The sequence below is a fragment of the Brevibacillus ginsengisoli genome (genome assembly GCF_050113715.1).
Taxonomy (GTDB): domain Bacteria; phylum Bacillota; class Bacilli; order Brevibacillales; family Brevibacillaceae; genus Brevibacillus_H; species Brevibacillus_H ginsengisoli.
Genome location: NZ_JBNJQR010000003.1, coordinates 342387 through 359832, shown reverse-complemented (window position 1 = coordinate 359832; position 17446 = coordinate 342387). Strand labels below are relative to the sequence as shown.

General features: G+C 48.7%; 13 protein-coding genes. 1 reads left to right on the top strand and 12 read right to left on the bottom strand.

The window, feature by feature from the left end:
• Positions 1-159 precede the first annotated feature (159 nt).
• Entirely contained in the window at positions 160-630 is a 471-nt protein-coding gene (locus tag ACQCN2_RS08865) for a CcdC family protein (protein WP_426928667.1), read from the top strand.
• Between the two features lie 140 nt (positions 631-770).
• On the opposite strand, the gene ACQCN2_RS08860 is transcribed toward ACQCN2_RS08865, so the two are convergent.
• The 12 genes from ACQCN2_RS08860 to ACQCN2_RS08805 form a co-directional block, all read right to left on the bottom strand.
• Positions 771-4535: a DUF2062 domain-containing protein gene (locus ACQCN2_RS08860; RefSeq protein ID WP_426928530.1), complete on the bottom strand. Its 3765-nt coding sequence runs from the start codon at positions 4533-4535 to the stop codon at positions 771-773.
• A 140-nt stretch (positions 4536-4675) separates the two neighbouring features.
• Positions 4676-5314: an orotate phosphoribosyltransferase gene (pyrE, locus tag ACQCN2_RS08855; protein WP_426928529.1), complete on the bottom strand. Its 639-nt coding sequence runs from the start codon at positions 5312-5314 to the stop codon at positions 4676-4678.
• A gap of 57 nt (positions 5315-5371) precedes the next feature.
• Positions 5372-6082, bottom strand: coding sequence for an orotidine-5'-phosphate decarboxylase (gene pyrF, locus ACQCN2_RS08850; RefSeq protein ID WP_426928666.1), 711 nt, complete (start codon positions 6080-6082; stop codon positions 5372-5374).
• A gap of 58 nt (positions 6083-6140) precedes the next feature.
• Complete coding sequence (gene carB / locus ACQCN2_RS08845) at positions 6141-9356, bottom strand: carbamoyl-phosphate synthase large subunit (protein ID WP_426928528.1); 3216 nt, start codon at positions 9354-9356, stop codon at positions 6141-6143.
• Positions 9340-10437: a carbamoyl phosphate synthase small subunit gene (locus ACQCN2_RS08840; RefSeq protein WP_426928527.1), complete on the bottom strand. Its 1098-nt coding sequence runs from the start codon at positions 10435-10437 to the stop codon at positions 9340-9342. The genes carB and ACQCN2_RS08840 overlap by 17 nt, the downstream gene beginning before the upstream one ends.
• Before the next feature lie 47 nt (positions 10438-10484).
• Positions 10485-11774: a dihydroorotase gene (locus tag ACQCN2_RS08835; RefSeq protein WP_426928526.1), complete on the bottom strand. Its 1290-nt coding sequence runs from the start codon at positions 11772-11774 to the stop codon at positions 10485-10487.
• Positions 11741-12688 (bottom strand): aspartate carbamoyltransferase catalytic subunit, encoded by a 948-nt coding sequence (locus tag ACQCN2_RS08830; protein WP_426928525.1) that lies wholly within the window; start codon positions 12686-12688, stop codon positions 11741-11743. The genes ACQCN2_RS08835 and ACQCN2_RS08830 overlap by 34 nt, the downstream gene beginning before the upstream one ends.
• A 164-nt stretch (positions 12689-12852) precedes the next feature.
• Positions 12853-14196 (bottom strand): solute carrier family 23 protein, encoded by a 1344-nt coding sequence (locus ACQCN2_RS08825; RefSeq protein ID WP_426928524.1) that lies wholly within the window; start codon positions 14194-14196, stop codon positions 12853-12855.
• 147 nt (positions 14197-14343) lie between these two features.
• Entirely contained in the window at positions 14344-14886 is a 543-nt protein-coding gene (gene pyrR / locus ACQCN2_RS08820; RefSeq protein WP_426928523.1) for a bifunctional pyr operon transcriptional regulator/uracil phosphoribosyltransferase PyrR, read from the bottom strand.
• Between the two features lie 247 nt (positions 14887-15133).
• On the bottom strand, positions 15134-16063 hold the full coding sequence (locus tag ACQCN2_RS08815) for an RluA family pseudouridine synthase (protein WP_426928522.1): 930 nt from the start codon (positions 16061-16063) through the stop codon (positions 15134-15136).
• 143 nt (positions 16064-16206) lie between these two features.
• Complete coding sequence (gene lspA / locus ACQCN2_RS08810; protein WP_426928521.1) at positions 16207-16656, bottom strand: signal peptidase II; 450 nt, start codon at positions 16654-16656, stop codon at positions 16207-16209.
• Between the two features lie 56 nt (positions 16657-16712).
• Positions 16713-17369, bottom strand: coding sequence for a serine/threonine protein kinase (locus ACQCN2_RS08805; protein ID WP_426928520.1), 657 nt, complete (start codon positions 17367-17369; stop codon positions 16713-16715).
• Positions 17370-17446 lie beyond the last annotated feature (77 nt).

The following is a 17446-nucleotide window of genomic DNA, read 5'->3' as shown; positions in this document are numbered from 1 at the left end:
AAATCTCTTGTAGAAGAGATCGAAATTTGATTGAAAAAATGGTGGATTTGGCACCATTTTTTCAGCATTTTCAATAGCGAAATGGTGTATAATTGTGTAGACTAACTGAATAGACAGTTCTTAGGTTTTAGTATACTGTCGGAAGGAGATGTACACATGCTGCATTCGATTTCACCTGCTGTTTTGGGCACATTTGTTGCCATATTTATGTTCACTTCCGTACTAATCGTACGTTTAAAAGCTGCTAAGAAGCCTGTATCTGCCTTGAAAATCATTGCACCTCCTTTCGGTATGGCAACAGGATTTGCAATGTTTAGCTCACCGGAATTTGTTACACCCATCCCGTATGATCTGATCGCTTTCGTCGTTGGCACATTATTTTCGATTCCGTTGATCCTGACCTCACGCTTCGAAGTGGTGGACAATGAGATATATCTTCGCCGTTCCAAAGCCTTCATCGCCATTCTGCTGTCACTGTTCGTCATTCGCTTGATTGTCAAAGTGTTCGTCGGGGATGCATTCACAGCAACACAGACGGCCGGATTGTTCTTCGTTCTCGCCTTTGGTATGATTCTTCCTTGGCGCGTGGCGATGTTTATCAATTATCGTCAGCTGTTTAAAGTGAAATAAAAATCAAAGACCTTCGTAATAGAAGGTCTTTTTTTATGCTTATTCAAAGAACCCAAGACGATTTCCTCGTGGATCAATGAAAAAAGCCTTGAGCAACGGCGTCCGCCGTTATACTCAAGGCTTTTGCTTCATTTATTTCGTCATGGTGAGGTATGCAGCGTTTCGCCCGTCTTCTGCTCCACATTGCCCAGCCGCTTCAATTTGCCCCAACCGACCTGGCCACCCCGGATTGCCGAGATAATAGATTTGATAATCACATAGGTCATCAGCTGTCGATAAACAAACCGCTGAATAAACAGCCAGAGCAACGGTTTGGGGTTAACCTTTTCGAGTGAAAAGGCGTACAGGGAGCTAAGCAGGTCCATTGCCAAAAATATTCCGTAGAAAATCATGACCTTCTTCGTATTTCCTTGGAATAGTCCCAGGAAGAAGAAGATATCAGCCAGTGGCGAGAGCGCCTGGAAGATGTATTGGAACAGCCACATGTTCGGCATCGCAATGTACGCAAGTGGTTTGTGGCTCCGCTCAACAAACGCCGGGCGATGCTTCCACAGACATTGCAAGGTTCCGTAAGACCAACGATAACGTTGCTTCAGCAAGCTCTTCACATCTTCTGGCGACTCGGTGTAGGCATACGCTTTTTCTTCAAATTCAATCTGATAGCCCTTCCGCAATAAGGTTAAGGTGATATCCGTGTCTTCGGCTAACGTATCCTCTTGGAAGTATCCTACACTAGCCACGACATCTTTGCGCCATGCCCCGATGGCACCTGGAACAACCGTAATGCAGTTCAGCTGAGAAAAGGCACGGCGCTCCAGGTTAAAGCCGGTCACATATTCAATATGCTGCCATTGCGTTAACAAATTACGGATATTCCCCACACGCACATTACCCGATACAGCCGCGACACGAGGGTTGCTGAAGTGTCGCGCCAGGAGTCGGATCGCATCTGGTGAGATCAAGGTGTCCGCATCAAGCGCAACAACAATCTCGCCTTTCGCTTCCATAAAGCCCTGATTGACGGCAGATGATTTCCCTCCGTTCTCTTTCTGGATAAGTCTGACTTGAGGGTGGTTCCCCCACATCTCGCGTACGACTTCAGCCGTGCTATCCTTAGAGCCATCGTCGACCACGATTACTTCAAAGTCGGGATACTTACTCTTCAGTATCGACTGAATCGTCTTATTAATGACGCTCTCCTCGTTGTACGCGGCAATCACGACACTGACAAATGGTTGATAGGTTTCATCAGTTGGCTGAAAGGCAAGACTCCTCCTTTTTTGACGGTAGGAATAGTACACGAGGAACAGCATGCGCAGAATCCCCAGCCCGATTGCCGATAGAAAAACGATGGAAACGAACATTTGAGAGCCCATCATTCCATCAAATACCACTCGGTCATAGGTCATGAACGGATTTTCTTGGGATTGAACCGCTGGCATGATCTGATTCTCGGTCTTGCCCAACAGCTGACTGATCGTTACGAACTTATATCCTTGCTTTTGAAGCGTCTCAATGATCACCGGCAACGCTTTGACTGTTTGGGAACGGTCTCCGCCCGCATCGTGCAGAAGTATCACATTCCCCTTGTGAACATCATTCAACACACGCTTGATGATTTCTTGGGTCCCCGGTTTCATCCAGTCATTAGGGTCAATCAATTCTCCCACCATCGTGTAGCCCATTTCCTGTGCCCGCAGGATCGGAATAAGCTCTGCCGGGGTGGATGGTTCCGCATCGGCTACGTAAGGTGGTCGAAACAGCGTCATAGAGTGTCCAGTTAACTCTTGGAAGAGACGTTGGGTCGCGTTCAACTCCATTTTGGTTCTCCAGGGAGTTACTTCCGATATGTTCGGATGGGTAAAGCTATGGTTGCCGACCTCATGTCCTTCACGGTAAATACGCTCAACAAGATCCGGATTCGCTTCGCCGTTCTCACCGACGATAAAGAAAGCGCCTTTGATCCCGTAATGTTTCAAGATATCCAGAATCTGCGGAGTGTACTCCGGATCGGGACCATCATCAAATGACAGAACGAGCTCCTTGTCCTTTGGTTTCCCATACCGCATCATCTCGAACTGTTGTGGAAGCTTCTCATAGGATTCAGACTTAATGAAGTCGCCATCCCAAACGATATTCCGATTCCCTGACTGGGCATCTGACAATATTCTAAGTACCTCTCCTTGTCCTAAGTAGTTGACAGGATCAGGGTTCTCCAATTGAGTAAGGTCCGAGTTATTCGGATGGTGCAAAAACTTCCAGATCGTTGGGTCTTCTGAACCCAATCTCCAGATCGCAACGTCTTTAACACCGTTGTTCAGAGCCATTTTCCACTGGTTGTAGAAGGTTACGCCGTCTAGAAACCAAACAACGTGTGAATCTTCCCCTACCTTGTATGTCACATAAGGATTGCGACTCTTGTCATCCCAGCGTACTTGCAGCTTGGACTCTGACGCCATTTCCATCAGACTCCCAAACGTGAGCACATCCGCAGGCTCATGACTGCCTTCGACCCAGTCATAGCCGTAGTTACCCAGACTGACAATCATCTTTTCGGGCGGGATATCCAAGGCATTCAGGTCATGGGTAAACCAATCTTGAGAAGAGATTGGACCCGGTTCCCCATTCGCGTAGTGTTCGTCGTATAACATGACGATCATTTTATCGACTACTTTGGACAGCGCGTAATAGTCGTAATGCTCATCATTGGCCGGAACATCCATGGTCACCGACAAGCCCTGGCGATGCAACGAAGCCGCCAATTTGGTCATAAACGCTGTCAGTTTATCCCGGTCTTGATCATGAACTTGTTCAAAGTCGATATTAACCCCGCTCATCCCATTACGCTTCAATTCCGCCCCAAGCTGTGAAATCCATTGTTTTTGCGCTTGATTCGGTTGCAGCAGTTGATGAACCGTATCACTATTCCATTTTCCATTAACAAAGTTGCTCACCAGAGGCTCGATTTTGATCTGGTGGCTCAAAGCAAGCTGCTTTACATCATCGTCTGTTTCATTCGACAACGTCAAATCGGGTTGGAGACGATACCATTCCGGCACCAGCACATTGATGGAACGAAGGTTGTGCTCCAGTGAACTTTTACTATTCTCATCCCAATTCACATAAAAAGCATAGACTTCATGCTGATTGGCAGCACCTGAGACTTGATGCTTCGTAAAATGATGCTTCCAATACCCTACTTGAACTGTAGGATGTTTCTTTTCACTTAATTTTAACAGAGCGGACTCCGTTTTCTGACTCATCTTATCCGCTATGGGGCTCATGACCGAGAGTCTATGTATTGTCGGCAATCCCAAGCTAGGCAAAAAAGGATTAATGCTGATGCTGATGCCAAATAAAGAAACGACAAAAATGGCCGTTACCAGAAACAGAACGGCGCTTTTCTTGAACAAGCTCCAGCGATTCCCGGAGTCATCCATGAAAACAAAGCCTTTTGTCTTGCCTTTATGACCTATTCTCGTGATAAACCTTTTGTTCAGGAAGAGAAACAACGGGTAGAATAATCCGGCAAGAATCAGACCAACGATAATACTTCCGGCCAAATGATATTGACCGCTTTCAGTCCATTCCTCAAGGTGTGAAAAAGAAAGATAACGTAACGTGAAAAACGGAATATCGTAGCCAGCCAACTTCTCTCCTACCCAAAATGTGGTCAAGTGAAGAAACGGAAAGATGATCGTAATGAACATCCCGATGAGCAAGGCAAAGAAATTCAAACGAAAGAGTAAGGAAACGACCAAGAGAAAGGGAAGTCTGACACCGATTAGTGGAAGCATTCCAAGGAACAGCCCGATGGAGTTTGCTGCCGATAATCGAGCAGGAGAAGAAAGGCTCAGAATTCGTGAAGAAATCATTTTAATAAGAACTGTAAACTTATGGAACATGTACCACTCACCCTCTAAACGGCTACTATATAGAGATTTAGTATAGCCTGCAATTAAGGAAAACTGATGGAAACCTAGTTGAGAAATTGTAGAAAAAAGCTCCCCTGCGTTCCATACAGGGGAGCTTCCTCTAATTATTCTCAAAAAAACGTACGGGGTGATTTACGCCAGTCAGCTAATAACTTCTCTTGCTCCGCGGTAATAATTCCGGCCTCCGATGCGGCTTGTAACAGTGCGGTGTAGTGAGAGAGCGTCGTATGTGGGATACCCGCTTCCACAAATTGCTGTTCAGCGTCAGGGAACTGGTACGAGAAGATAGCCACAACTCCGAGCACTTCTCCTCCCTCAGCCTGTACGGCTTGGGCCGCTTTCAAGGAGCTTCCTCCCGTGGAGATCAGGTCCTCGATTACGACTACTTTTTGATTGGCCGTCAGTTGACCTTCAATCTGATTTTGTCGTCCATGCCCTTTGGCCTTGTCACGTACATAAATCATTGGCAGATTCATTCGCTCGGCTACCCACGCAGCATGCGGGATACCTGCTGTCGCTGTACCAGCGATCACTTCGGCCTGCGGAAAACGCTCACGAATCACTTTCGCGAAGCTATCCGCGATCAAGCTGCGAACAGCCGGATGGGACATCGTAATTCGATTATCACAATAGATTGGCGACTTGATGCCGGATGTCCAGGTAAACGGTTGATCTGGACGCAGGTGCACAGCACCGATATCGAGTAAGCTCGAAGCAATTTGCTTCGCTGTGTTTGATTGTACGGTCATGTTCCCATTCCCCTTTTCATAAGCGGTACGTTCGGCTTAAGTTATCGCCTAGATTCTCTATGCTTGCCCAATCACCGACAACATGTTTTTCCAAGCTTCTGCTGGCTTGGGATGTGCGGTAATCGCCCGTCCGATCACGATGTAATCACTGCCCAAGGCAAACGCCTGCTCCGGTGTTGTAATTCGCGTCTGGTCATCGGAAGCGGAATCCTTCGGGCGAATTCCAGGTGTTACGGTTACGAAGCTTGGTCCCACCTGTTCTTTAATCAACGGAACTTCTAACGGCGAGGCCACAACTCCGTCCATGCCTGCCTGCTTAGCCAGCTTCGCATAGGAGACCACTGCATCCTGTACACTTCCGCTAATACCTAATTGGTTGTTCATCATCTCTAGACTGGTACTGGTCAGCATCGTAACCCCAATCAGGAGAGGACGTAAAGCTCCGGGAGAGGTCCCCTGCTCCAGTCCTTCTCTAGCCGCTTCCATCATCTGAAGACCGCCTGCCACATGCACATTCACCATATCGGCTCCCAGACTTGCCAGGCTTCTCATTGCGCCTTTTGCGGTATTCGGGATGTCGTGTACTTTCAAATCGACGAAGACCTTCAAGCCTTGCTGCTTCAGATATTCAACGATGCTGGGGCCTTGTGCGTAATACAGCTCCATACCTACTTTTACATATTGAACATGGCCAGCAAGAGAGGATAAGCAGCGCTCGACTCCCTCTCTGTTTCCATAATCAAGCGCCAGGATGATGCGGTTCTCCATCTTCATTGGCTTCTTCCTCCCTTTCTCCTACCCGTATCTGATCATCTTGTTGGTTGAATTAGTGTGCGGCAGCCATCACTTTGCCGAATTGCTGATCTGGCATCGCCTCTGTCGAGAAGCTGATGGTTTCGAGGACATGCAACAATGCCTTCGCTGTATCGAGAGACGTTAAGCAAACCGCTCCGTTCTCAACTGCTTCTCGGCGAATCTTGAAGCCGTCGCGCGCAGGTGTCTTGCCTTTGGTTAACGTGTTGAGCACGATATTGACTTGACCTGTACGAATCTCATCCAAAAGGTTTGGCGTGCCTTCGGAGAGCTTTTGCACCGTTCTTACACGAATGCCCGCTTGCTCCAGATAGCTTGCTGTTCCTTGAGTCGCCACAACCTTGAATCCGAGCTGATAGAAACGTCTTACGATTTCTTGCGCTTCTTCTTTATCCTTGTCGGCAACGGTTACCAGAATGGAGCCGTGTGTCGGAATGTTCATGCCTGCTGCAACCAGGCCTTTATAGAGGGCTTTTGCCAATGTTTTTTCGCGGCCCATTACTTCACCTGTCGACTTCATCTCTGGTCCTAAGGTGATATCTACACGACGCAGTTTGGCGAAGGAGAAGACCGGAACCTTGACAGAAACCATCTGTTCTTCTGGATGATAGCCCGTTGCGAAGCCTTGATCTGGAATGCTGTACCCAAGAATCGCTTTGGTTGCGATATTCGCCATCGGGATTCCTGTCACCTTGGACAAGAACGGTACCGTACGGGATGAGCGAGGATTTACCTCGATGACATATGGACGACCTTTGTAGATAACGAATTGGATATTGAGCAAGCCTTTGATTTCCAGCGCCAACGCCAGCTTGGTGGTCATCTCGATCAGCTCTTGCTTGATCTCTTCTGATAAGGATTGTGGCGGATAAACCGCAATCGAGTCACCAGAGTGTACCCCTGCGCGTTCGATATGCTCCATGATGCCTGGGATCAGTACGTTCTTCCCGTCACAGATCGCGTCTACCTCTGCCTCTGTTCCCAGCATGTAGCGGTCGATGAGGACTGGGTGCTCAGGATTTACTTTTACGGCTTGCTCCATATAGGAGAGCAATTCCTCTTGGTTGTAGACGATTTCCATCGCGCGTCCACCCAATACATAGGATGGGCGAACCAGCACTGGGAAGCCAAGGCCCTCAGCTGCCCCTACAGCTTCTTCCACAGTGGTAACGGTCTTGCCTGGTGGTTGAGCCAGATCAAGCTTGCGCAACAGGGCTTCAAATTTCTCACGGTTCTCGGCTGCGTCAATATTCTCAAGGCTAGTACCGAGAATTTTCACTCCGCGCGCCGCCAGTTTGTCAGCTAGATTAATCGCCGTTTGACCGCCGAACTGGACGATGACACCCTCTGGCTTTTCTCTATCAATAATGTTCATGACATCTTCAATATAAAGCGGTTCGAAGTAGAGACGATCGGAAGTGTTGAAGTCGGTCGATACGGTCTCTGGGTTGTTGTTGATAATCACCGCTTCGTAGCCAGATTCCTTGATGGCCCATACAGCGTGCACAGTGGCGTAGTCAAATTCAATCCCTTGACCGATTCGGATTGGACCAGAGCCAAGCACGATGATATTCTTCTTCCCTGTCTCGATTCGCTCGTCTTCTTGCTCATAGGTAGAGTAGTAGTACGGGGTTTGGGCTTCAAACTCCGCCGCGCAGGTATCTACCATTTTATACACTGGTGACAGGTTCATCTTCATACGAGAGTTGCGAATCTCTTCTTCTGTCTGATTGGTGAGTTCCGCGATTTTGCGGTCGGTGAAACCCATCCGCTTCGCTTGGTACAGGTTCTCTTCGGTTGCGCCAAACTCTTTTAAGATATTCTCAAACTGAATGATCTTCTCAAGCTTGTGCAGGAAGAAGAGATCTACTTTGGTCAACTCATGGATTTCCGCGACACTCATTCCTCGACGTAGTGCTTCCGCGATGGTGAAGAGGCGCTCGTCATCTGCCACCCTCAAGCGGTCAGGCATCATCTCGGCAGGAATTTGACTCGCTTCCTTGGACTCCAGGTGGTAAGTACCTACCTCAAGGGAGCGAACCGCTTTGAGGATGGACTCTTCGAATGTACGGCCGATTGCCATAACCTCACCAGTAGCCTTCATCTGTGTTCCGAGACGACGGTTAGCCGATTCGAACTTGTCAAAAGGCCAGCGAGGAATTTTGCTCACGATGTAATCGAGCGTTGGTTCGAAGCAAGCGTAAGTTTGGCCCGTTACCGGATTCTTCAACTCGTCTAGGGTGTAGCCGATCGCGATTTTCGCCGCCATCTTGGCAATCGGATAGCCTGTTGCTTTGGATGCTAGCGCAGAGGAACGGCTTACACGCGGGTTTACTTCGATCACATAATATTGGAAGCTGTCCGGGTCCAAAGCATACTGCACGTTACAGCCGCCTTCGATTCCTAATGCCCGGATAATGTTCAAGGCAGATGAGCGAAGCATTTGATATTCTCTATCGGATAATGTCTGGCTTGGCGCAACTACGATGGAATCGCCGGTATGAACGCCAACCGGATCAAAGTTTTCCATGTTACAAACCACGATGCAGTTGTCATTGGCATCGCGCATTACTTCGTACTCGATTTCTTTCATGCCCGCGATGCTTTTCTCGATCAAGCATTGGGTAATTGGCGAGTACTTCAAACCACTAGTGACAATCTCACGCAAGCTTTCTTCATCATCACAAATCCCGCCGCCTGTACCCCCGAGCGTATAAGCAGGGCGCACAATCACCGGATAACCAATTCGATTAGCAAAATCAATCGCTTCTTCGACAGTCGTTACGATCTCGGACTCAGGAACTGGTTCACCCAGCTCGTTCATCAGCGCGCGGAACAGGTCGCGGTCTTCCGCTTTTTTGATCGAGGATAATTTGGTTCCCAGAAGCTTTACATTCTCTTGTTCAAGAACACCCGCTTCAGCAAGTGCCACAGCCATATTCAAGCCAGTTTGTCCGCCAAGTGTAGGTAAGAGACCGTCTGGCTTCTCCTGACGAATAACTTGCGCAACGAACTCTGGCGTGATTGGCTCGATGTACACTTTGTCTGCCATGTTGGTATCGGTCATGATGGTTGCTGGGTTGGAGTTGATCAGTACAACCTCCATACCTTCTTCTTTCAAGGCTTCGCACGCTTGTGTTCCCGCATAGTCGAACTCGGCTGCTTGCCCAATGACGATCGGACCTGATCCAATTACGAGAATTTTTTTGAGATTATCTAATTTTGGCATATGTTTTCTCCTCCTTGGCGGTTTCGATCATGTGGATGAACTGATCGAACAAATATCCTGAATCGTATGGGCCTGGGGCCGCTTCTGGGTGATACTGCACGGAAAATGCTTGCTTGTTCACATTACGCAGTCCTTCAACAGTTCCATCATTGAGAGCCAAGTGTGTGACTTCCAAGCCAGTCCCAGCAATGGAATCCTGTTTAACGGCGTAACCGTGATTCTGTGAAGTGATGTAGGTACGTCCTGTCGTCAGTTCCTTCACAGGATGATTGCCGCCACGATGGCCGAATTTCATTTTTTCTGTGTCAGCCCCTGAAGCAAGAGCGAAGAGCTGGTGTCCCAAACAAATTCCGAACAGTGGGTACTCGCCCAAAATCTCGTTAATCATGGTGATCGCTTCTGGTACGTCCTTAGGGTCCCCAGGGCCGTTAGAGAGCAAGATACCATCTGGTTGAATGCGTCTGATCTCTTCCGCCGTTACGTTGTACGGTACGACAACCACATCACAGCCTCGTTTGGTGAGCTCACGCAGAATTCCGTGCTTGGATCCAAAGTCCACCAGCACCACTCGATGTCCTGTTCCCGGGCAGCTGAACACATTTTTCGTTGACACGCGAGCGACCTGATCGCTCATCAAGGTAGAAGCTTTGAGTGAAGCGACTAATTCTTCTGTTGGTGTCTCGCTCGTCGTAATCAATCCACGCAAGGTGCCGTAGTGACGGATTTTGCGAGTCAGCATGCGTGTGTCTACTCCTGCAATACCAGGAATCTCGTAAGCTTTTAATAGCTCATCTAATGTCTGTGTGTTGCGCCAGTTGCTTGGGCTATCACACTCTTCTCTTACGACAAAACCGTGGATAAAAGGTCGAACCGCTTCAAAGTCATCCCGGTTGATTCCGTAGTTACCGATCATCGGGTAGGTCATGACAACAATCTGGCCACAGTAGGAGGGATCAGAAATCACCTCTTGGTAACCAGTCAAACTTGTATTAAACACTACTTCTCCCAACGTCTCCGTCACGGCTCCAAATGATGTTCCAATGCATTCTGTTCCGTCTTCCAGGATTAATCTTGCGCGCATGTCGTCTCCTCCTATTGCTTCTTTACGAGCTTTTAACTATTTATCTTCTACACTTCATCGCGATAGACAATTCGTCCATCTACGATCGTAAGCGCTGTCCAGCCCTTGCAGTTCCATCCAGTGAATGGTGTGTTCTTTCCTTTGCTGTGGAAATCTTGCGGATCAATTGTCTTTTCATTATCCAAATCAATCACGACCAAGTCTGCGATTTCATTTACGCCTAGTTTTCCAAAGGGCAGGTTAAAAATTTCCGCCGGCTTCCGATTCATCTTCTCTACCAACTCAGACAAGCTCAGCTCTCCAGTCAACACCAGGTGTGTGTACAAGAGCGGGAACGCCGTCTCCAGGCCGACGATTCCAAAAGGTGCTCGCTCGAGTCCTTTTGCTTTCTCTTCTTCTGTATGTGGAGCATGGTCAGTCGCGATAATATCGATTGTGCCCTCTTTTAATCCGGCGATCAGTGCCGCGCGATCCTCACGAGAGCGCAGTGGCGGGTTCATTTTCCAATTCGCATCCAGGTTCTCTGGAATATCTTCATCACACAGCAAGAGATGGTGAGGTGTTACCTCCGTGGTCACATTGACACCAGCTCGCTTGCCGTCTCGTACCAATCGCACGGACTCCTTGGCGCTGATGTGGCAGACGTGGTAGTGTACACCCGTTTGCTCCGCCAAGAGAATATCGCGTCCAACATGGATGGATTCGGATTCAGACGGGATTCCTGGCAAACCGTGACGTTTGGCTACCACACCGTCGTGTAATGCGCTTCCGTGGATCAGGAGCGAGTCGTCTTCGCAGTGAGCGACAACAGATAGCTCCAATTCCTTCGCGCGTTTCATCGCTTCCTTCATCATGGCGCTGGATTGCACACCCACACCGTCATCTGTGACGGCGACGATTCCCGCTTCTTTTAGCGCGGTGAAATCGGTTAGCTCCTGACCAAGCTCTCTTACGGTGATTGCTCCATACGGCAGTACTCTAGCCAACCCGGCTTCATTCGCCTTGTCGAGCACGTATTTGACCGTTTCCGGGCTGTCGATCACCGGGCGTGTATTTGGCATGCAAGCTACGGTTGTGTATCCGCCTCGTACCGCTGCCTTCGCTCCTGTCTCAACGGTTTCCTTGGCTTCGAAACCCGGTTCACGCAGATGCACATGCATATCGATAAATCCGGCAGTGACAAACTTGCCTTTTAGATCAATCACTTCATCTTCCGTTGTATCTAGTTCCAGCTTATCAGCGATTTGGACAATGCGATCTCCTTCGATTTTAATATCTTGTGAAATCAATTCGCCTGCTTCGTTTAAGAGTTTACCGTTTCTAAGGACGATTCCCATGTTCCAATTCCCCCGTTCATCGCATATTCCAGTACCGCCATGCGGACCGCTACACCATTGGTCACTTGTTTAAAAATCAGGGAGCGCTCGCACTCGACGAGGTCCGTGTGGATTTCTACTCCGCGATTGACTGGCGCTGGGTGCATGATCACCGCGCTTGGCTTCATCTCACGCTCGCGCTGCAAGGTCAGACCATACGCTTGATGGTACGCTTCATTCGAATCAAACAGCTGGTGATTGTGGCGTTCCAATTGAACACGCAGCATCATCACGACATCCGCTGTCCGTACGGCCTCGTCAAAGTCGACAGTCTGCACTCCCGCAGGAAGTTCTTCCTGTGGTCGAAGCATCGATGGCGGACCAGCGAGCATTAGCTTCACGCCCAGCTTAGGCAATGCTTCCAGGTGCGAGCCGACGACGCGACTGTGCAAGAGATCCCCAGCAATCACAACCTTCAGTCCTTCAAGCTGTCCAAATTGTTGCTTCATGGTCAAAAGATCAAGCAAGCATTGGGTCGGATGCTCATTGGTGCCGTCTCCCGCATTGACAACAGCCAGGCCGACTTGATTTGCGATATTCTCAATCACGTTGTTTTGGCTCGTGCGGATGACGGCCGCTTCCACGCCCATGGCTTCAAGCGTTCTCAGCGTGTCATACATGGTTTCGCCTTTGGTTGTAGAGGAGGTCTCGGCGTTGAAGTTGAGGACATTGGCTCCCAAGCGCTTCTCTGCTACTTCAAAAGAAAAGCGAGTCCGGGTGCTTGGTTCAAAGAACAGATTCGCTACAAAGCGACCATTCAAGCGATCTATCTGAACCCCTGACTGCTTCGCCCAGAAGTCTGCTCTTGCCAGGATTGCCTCAATTTGCGTTGTTGTCAGATTCTTCATCCCTGTAAGATTTAAGAGCTTGTTCATCAAATCCACCATCCTCATCAGTTTAGTAAAAAAAGCTTCTTACCATTAGCCCAGAAAGGCGTGAGGTAAGAAGCTTCGGCATGTTCATCATGCGAAAACTTGTTGTGCAAGCATCGTGCCCGCACTCCTTACCAGCCTCTCTGTGCCGATTTAAAGGATCAAGATTATGCGACTTGTTTTTGCTGTTCTTTATGCGCTTCTCCCATCGCGGATTCTTTTCCTGGCAGAATCGCATGCAGGATCATCCCGAGGAAAGTGGAGAATGCGATGTTATCGATGGTCAGGTTGGTTAAGAAGGATTGCCAGAAGGTAGCTCCTTCAAAGCTGATTTTATATCCGCCAATTCCTGTTACGAGAATTGCTGCGGAGATGATCATGTTGCGTTTGTTAGAGAAATCCACTTGATTCTCGACGAACATGCGCAAACCTTGCGCCGCGATGATACCGAACAGGATGATGGATACTCCACCAAGCACCGGAGTCGGGATGGTCATCAACAGTCCGCTGATTTTGCCGATGAAGGAGAAGACGATGGCAAGTACTGCAGCCAAACCGATTACGTAGCGACTGTAGACACGCGTGATGGCGAGTACGCCGATGTTCTCACCGTAAGTGGTAGCTGGTGGGCCACCGAAGAAGGCAGCCAGCGTGGTTGCAACCCCGTCTCCCAGGATACTGCGGTGCAAACCAGGGTCTTTCATCAAGTCACGGTCCATTACTTTACTGGTTACGAGCAAGTGGCCCAAGTGTTCAGCTAGTGTGACGAATGCGATTGGCGCGATAATCAGCGCCGGAATCCAGCCACCATTGTGGAAAGCCTCGGATACTGCACCGACCTTAAGATCAGGGAAAGCGAACAAAGGAGCAGACGTTACTTTTTCCCAGACGATCAAGTCAGGATGACGAACCAGTGTATAGAGATAACCGACGAGGATACCAATCAAGATCGGGATGAGAGCAAAGAATCCACGAAGCAGCACTGCTGTTAGCACTGTGACGATTACGGTGACCAGCGATATCTCAATGGAGGTTAAGGAGATTACCGATTTGCCGTCCACTGTTACCTTTGTTGCCATATCAACCGCGACACCCGCAAGGCTAAGCCCGATCACCACGATGATCGAAGCGATTACCGCTGGCGGCAACACGCGATTCAGCCAGTTGACACCGCTCTTGTAGACAATGAATGAGACCAGGATGTAGAGCAACCCGGAGAACATACAGCCGAGCAAGGCAGTTCCGATCCCGAATTTGGCGGACACTGTGATAATCGGTCCGATGAAGGCGAAGGATGAACCCAGGTAGTTTGGAATCTTACCCTTGGTGATGATCAGGAAGAGAAGTGTACCGATCCCGCTGGAAAAAAGTGCGGCAGACGGTTGCAAGCCTGTTAACATAGGTACTAATACAGTTGCGCCGAACATGGCGAATAAGTGCTGAATACTAAGGGGTAACCACTTGGAGATGCCTGGCATCTCATGAACATCAATGTAATTTTTTTGATTCATAGCTCTCCCTGCTTTCTGTTTTTAATAAAAAAACCTCTTTGCGAGGCGCAAAGAGGTAGACTCCAATCTGAACATTCGGTCCTCACCGAACATCGATTCCAGAGCGTACTCCCCTTACAAACCTCACAGGATTCGTATTAAAGAGGATTATTCACTTTCTTTATGAATCGTTACGCGATCCATTCCATCCACTTCAGCAAGCTGTACGGAGACAATCTCGCTTTTGGAGGTCGGGACGTTTTTGCCAATGTAATCAGGGCGAATCGGAAGTTCTCGATGCCCGCGGTCAACCAGAACGGCTAACTGAATCATTTTGGGTCTTCCTTGATCGATGACCGCATCCAGTGCTGCCCGAACGGTTCTGCCTGTGTAGAGCACATCGTCTATCAGGATGATGGTTTTGCCTGTGATGTCTCCTGGAAGTTTGGCTCCCTGAAACACCGCATCTTCTGCCTTGTGAGTCAAATCGTCACGGTAAAAGGTAATATCCAACTCTCCCACCGGAACCTTCACGTTCTCAATCTGCTCGATTCTTTGGACGATTTTTTCCGCGAGATAGACACCTCGTGTTTTGATCCCCACAATGACGCAATCCTCGACTCCTTTATTGCGTTCGATAATCTCGTGGGCAATCCGGGTCATCGCCCGTCGGATTGCGGATTCGTCCATGATGATGCTTACTTCACTCACGTTTCCACCTCCCAAACTTTCCCCTGCCGGCTTGCCGTATGCTTCGCCAGTCAGATACTAACCGTTGGTAGACGTAAAAAAGCTTCTTGTCCACTGACAAGAAGCTTGAGATCGTGTTCAAGTAAAGGATACAAGTATCCCTACCCTCACAGATATGATCCGTCTTCCTTGCCAGCCTCTCTGGACTGGATTTAAAGGTTTCGCATTTGTTATTTGCATTATGCCATGTCGAATCGTGTCTGTCAACCTATTGTTGGCGTAAAAATGCGATCACTTCTTGCATATCAGCAGGAAGTTCCGCTTCAAACTCCAGATATTCACCTGTTCTTGGATGCTCGAAGCCTAATGTCTTGGCGTGCAGGGCTTGTCCGTCAAGCTCCAGCGTATCTTTCGGACCGTACTTCGGATCTGACGCGAGCGGGAAGCCAATGTACTTCATATGCACCCGAATTTGGTGGGTTCGACCTGTTTCCAGTTTCAACTCAACCAAGGTGAAATCCTTGAAACGCTCCAGAACAACAAAATGGGTAACAGCCGGCTTGCTATTCTCAAACACCACAGCCATCTGTTGGCGGTTCTTCGGATCACGCCCGATTGGCGCATCAATGGTGCCCATCTCATGCTGAATCACGCCATGGACGATGGCTACGTATTTGCGATTCACGGTATGGTTCTTCAGTTGCTCGGCAAGCCCCATATGTGCCTTGTCATTTTTGGCGACCATGAGCAACCCGGAGGTATCCTTGTCAATCCGATGCACAATCCCTGGTCGCAGAACCCCGTTGATCCCTGACAAATCTTTGCAGTGCTCTAATAAGCCGTTCACCAACGTCCCACTGTAATGCCCTGGGGCCGGATGGACGACCAATCCACGCTGCTTGTTGACGACCACGACATCCTCGTCCTCATAGACAATAGCCAAATCCATCGCTTCCGGTTTGATATTCAGTTCCTTCGGCGGCGGTACGCACAGGCTGACTTCGTCGTCAACGGCTACCTTGTAATTGTTTTTACTCGGCTCTCCATTTACGGTTACACGGCCTTCCTTGATCCAGGCTTGTACCTGTGAACGGGACCAATCTTCATTTTGCGAGGTGATGAATTTGTCAATCCGTTCGCCTTTTTGTTCAGTCTCGACTGTCCAGTCAAATCGTTCAAAAACTGCTGTATCGTTCATGGTAATCTCCTACTCTTTATGTGAAAAACGTCTCGACGTTTTTCATAAAATTGGATGTGACCGCTAAGCGGTCAACCAAACGGTCATGACCGTTTGGTTTTTTCCTAATGTGAACGGATTTCGGCTGAATCATGCAACCTAATCTACCGGCTGCTTCGCTTGGAATCCAGCACCACATCAAGAATCAAGAGCGCCACCCCAATGGTAATCGCGCTATCCGCCACATTAAAGATGGGGAAGTGAATCAACGTAAAATCTAAAAAGTCTACGACTCTCCCTGTCACTGCGCGATCGATAAAGTTCCCGATCGCCCCGCCCAATACCAGGGCAAGCGCTACTGAGAGTCCCGGTTGTTTGCGGCCTATACGAACCATCGACACAATAATTCCGATAATCACAGCCACGGTAATGATGATAAATAGTGTGCGTTGATTTTGTAAGATTCCAAAAGCTGCTCCCATATTGCGATGAGAGGTCAATTGAAAAACACCAGGCCACAGCGGAATCGACTGACCTATCTCCATATTTTTGACGATCAAATATTTGGTTAGCTGATCGAGTACAACCACTACGAAAGCGATTATGTAATACATCTTGGCAAGTCCTCCTCTATTTGCGACACACGAAATTGTAACACAAGATCAGAAGCTCAATCAAACAAACGCTTCAACTTTCGGTACATTCGATACCCCTTGCGGACGCCGTCCAGAACCCACAACGGGATTTTCCAGCCACGATCCTTGAGAAAGGGCAAGTAAACCTTGTAATACGCTTTGCGTAGATCGTGCCACTTCTTGTCATATTCGTTCTTATAGTAATCCGAAACGTCAATCAAATAGCCTCTGCCCTGATACATCAACACATTTTTACCATGCACGTCGTGAGGGAACAGCCCTTTATCCCTCGCAACGCCAAGAGCTTCCTCCACATCTTCAATGACTTGCGGCAACACTGGGATTCCATAACGCACACAGTCAAACAGCGAAATTCCCTTGATCCGTGTCAACACAAGATAATTCTCCCCAGTCTGATGACATTCTGGAAAATAGCGGGTTGCCCCCAGCCGCTGATAGACCTCTTTCTCCCGCTCAATACCCGGTCGGCCCGGCGCATACAGCTTCACAACAAGATCAGGATAATCCGGGTGCCCGAATACCCCCGCGTAGTTCCCTGTCCCCACCACTTCCCACGGCGATGGAACATGGGTCACCACAACGGGATCATCATCAGACGGACTATGAAGTTTGACTTCTCCAAGAAAAGCATTCAGTACTTGTTGATCGAACTTCACATCATACCCGCCCATCTCATTAAAGTTCACTCCTGTGTTTATGCCCTTAGTCTTCCATTGTAACAAAATTTCAAGTGTGGAGTGAAGAGCAA

What these genes read in the sequence shown, in the direction of transcription:
- ACQCN2_RS08860 (WP_426928530.1), bottom strand. Translation starts at nt 4,535, where the DNA reads ATGTTCCATAAGTTTACAGTTCTTATTAAAATGATTTCTTCACGAATT.
- pyrE (WP_426928529.1), bottom strand. Translation starts at nt 5,314, where the DNA reads ATGACCGTACAATCAAACACAGCGAAGCAAATTGCTTCGAGCTTACTC.
- pyrF (WP_426928666.1), bottom strand. Translation starts at nt 6,082, where the DNA reads ATGGAGAACCGCATCATCCTGGCGCTTGATTATGGAAACAGAGAGGGA.
- carB (WP_426928528.1), bottom strand. Translation starts at nt 9,356, where the DNA reads ATGCCAAAATTAGATAATCTCAAAAAAATTCTCGTAATTGGATCAGGT.
- ACQCN2_RS08840 (WP_426928527.1), bottom strand. Translation starts at nt 10,437, where the DNA reads ATGCGCGCAAGATTAATCCTGGAAGACGGAACAGAATGCATTGGAACA.
- ACQCN2_RS08835 (WP_426928526.1), bottom strand. Translation starts at nt 11,774, where the DNA reads ATGGGAATCGTCCTTAGAAACGGTAAACTCTTAAACGAAGCAGGCGAA.
- ACQCN2_RS08830 (WP_426928525.1), bottom strand. Translation starts at nt 12,688, where the DNA reads ATGAACAAGCTCTTAAATCTTACAGGGATGAAGAATCTGACAACAACG.
- ACQCN2_RS08825 (WP_426928524.1), bottom strand. Translation starts at nt 14,196, where the DNA reads ATGAATCAAAAAAATTACATTGATGTTCATGAGATGCCAGGCATCTCC.
- ACQCN2_RS08815 (WP_426928522.1), bottom strand. Translation starts at nt 16,063, where the DNA reads ATGAACGATACAGCAGTTTTTGAACGATTTGACTGGACAGTCGAGACT.
- lspA (WP_426928521.1), bottom strand. Translation starts at nt 16,656, where the DNA reads ATGTATTACATAATCGCTTTCGTAGTGGTTGTACTCGATCAGCTAACC.
- ACQCN2_RS08805 (WP_426928520.1), bottom strand. Translation starts at nt 17,369, where the DNA reads ATGGGCGGGTATGATGTGAAGTTCGATCAACAAGTACTGAATGCTTTT.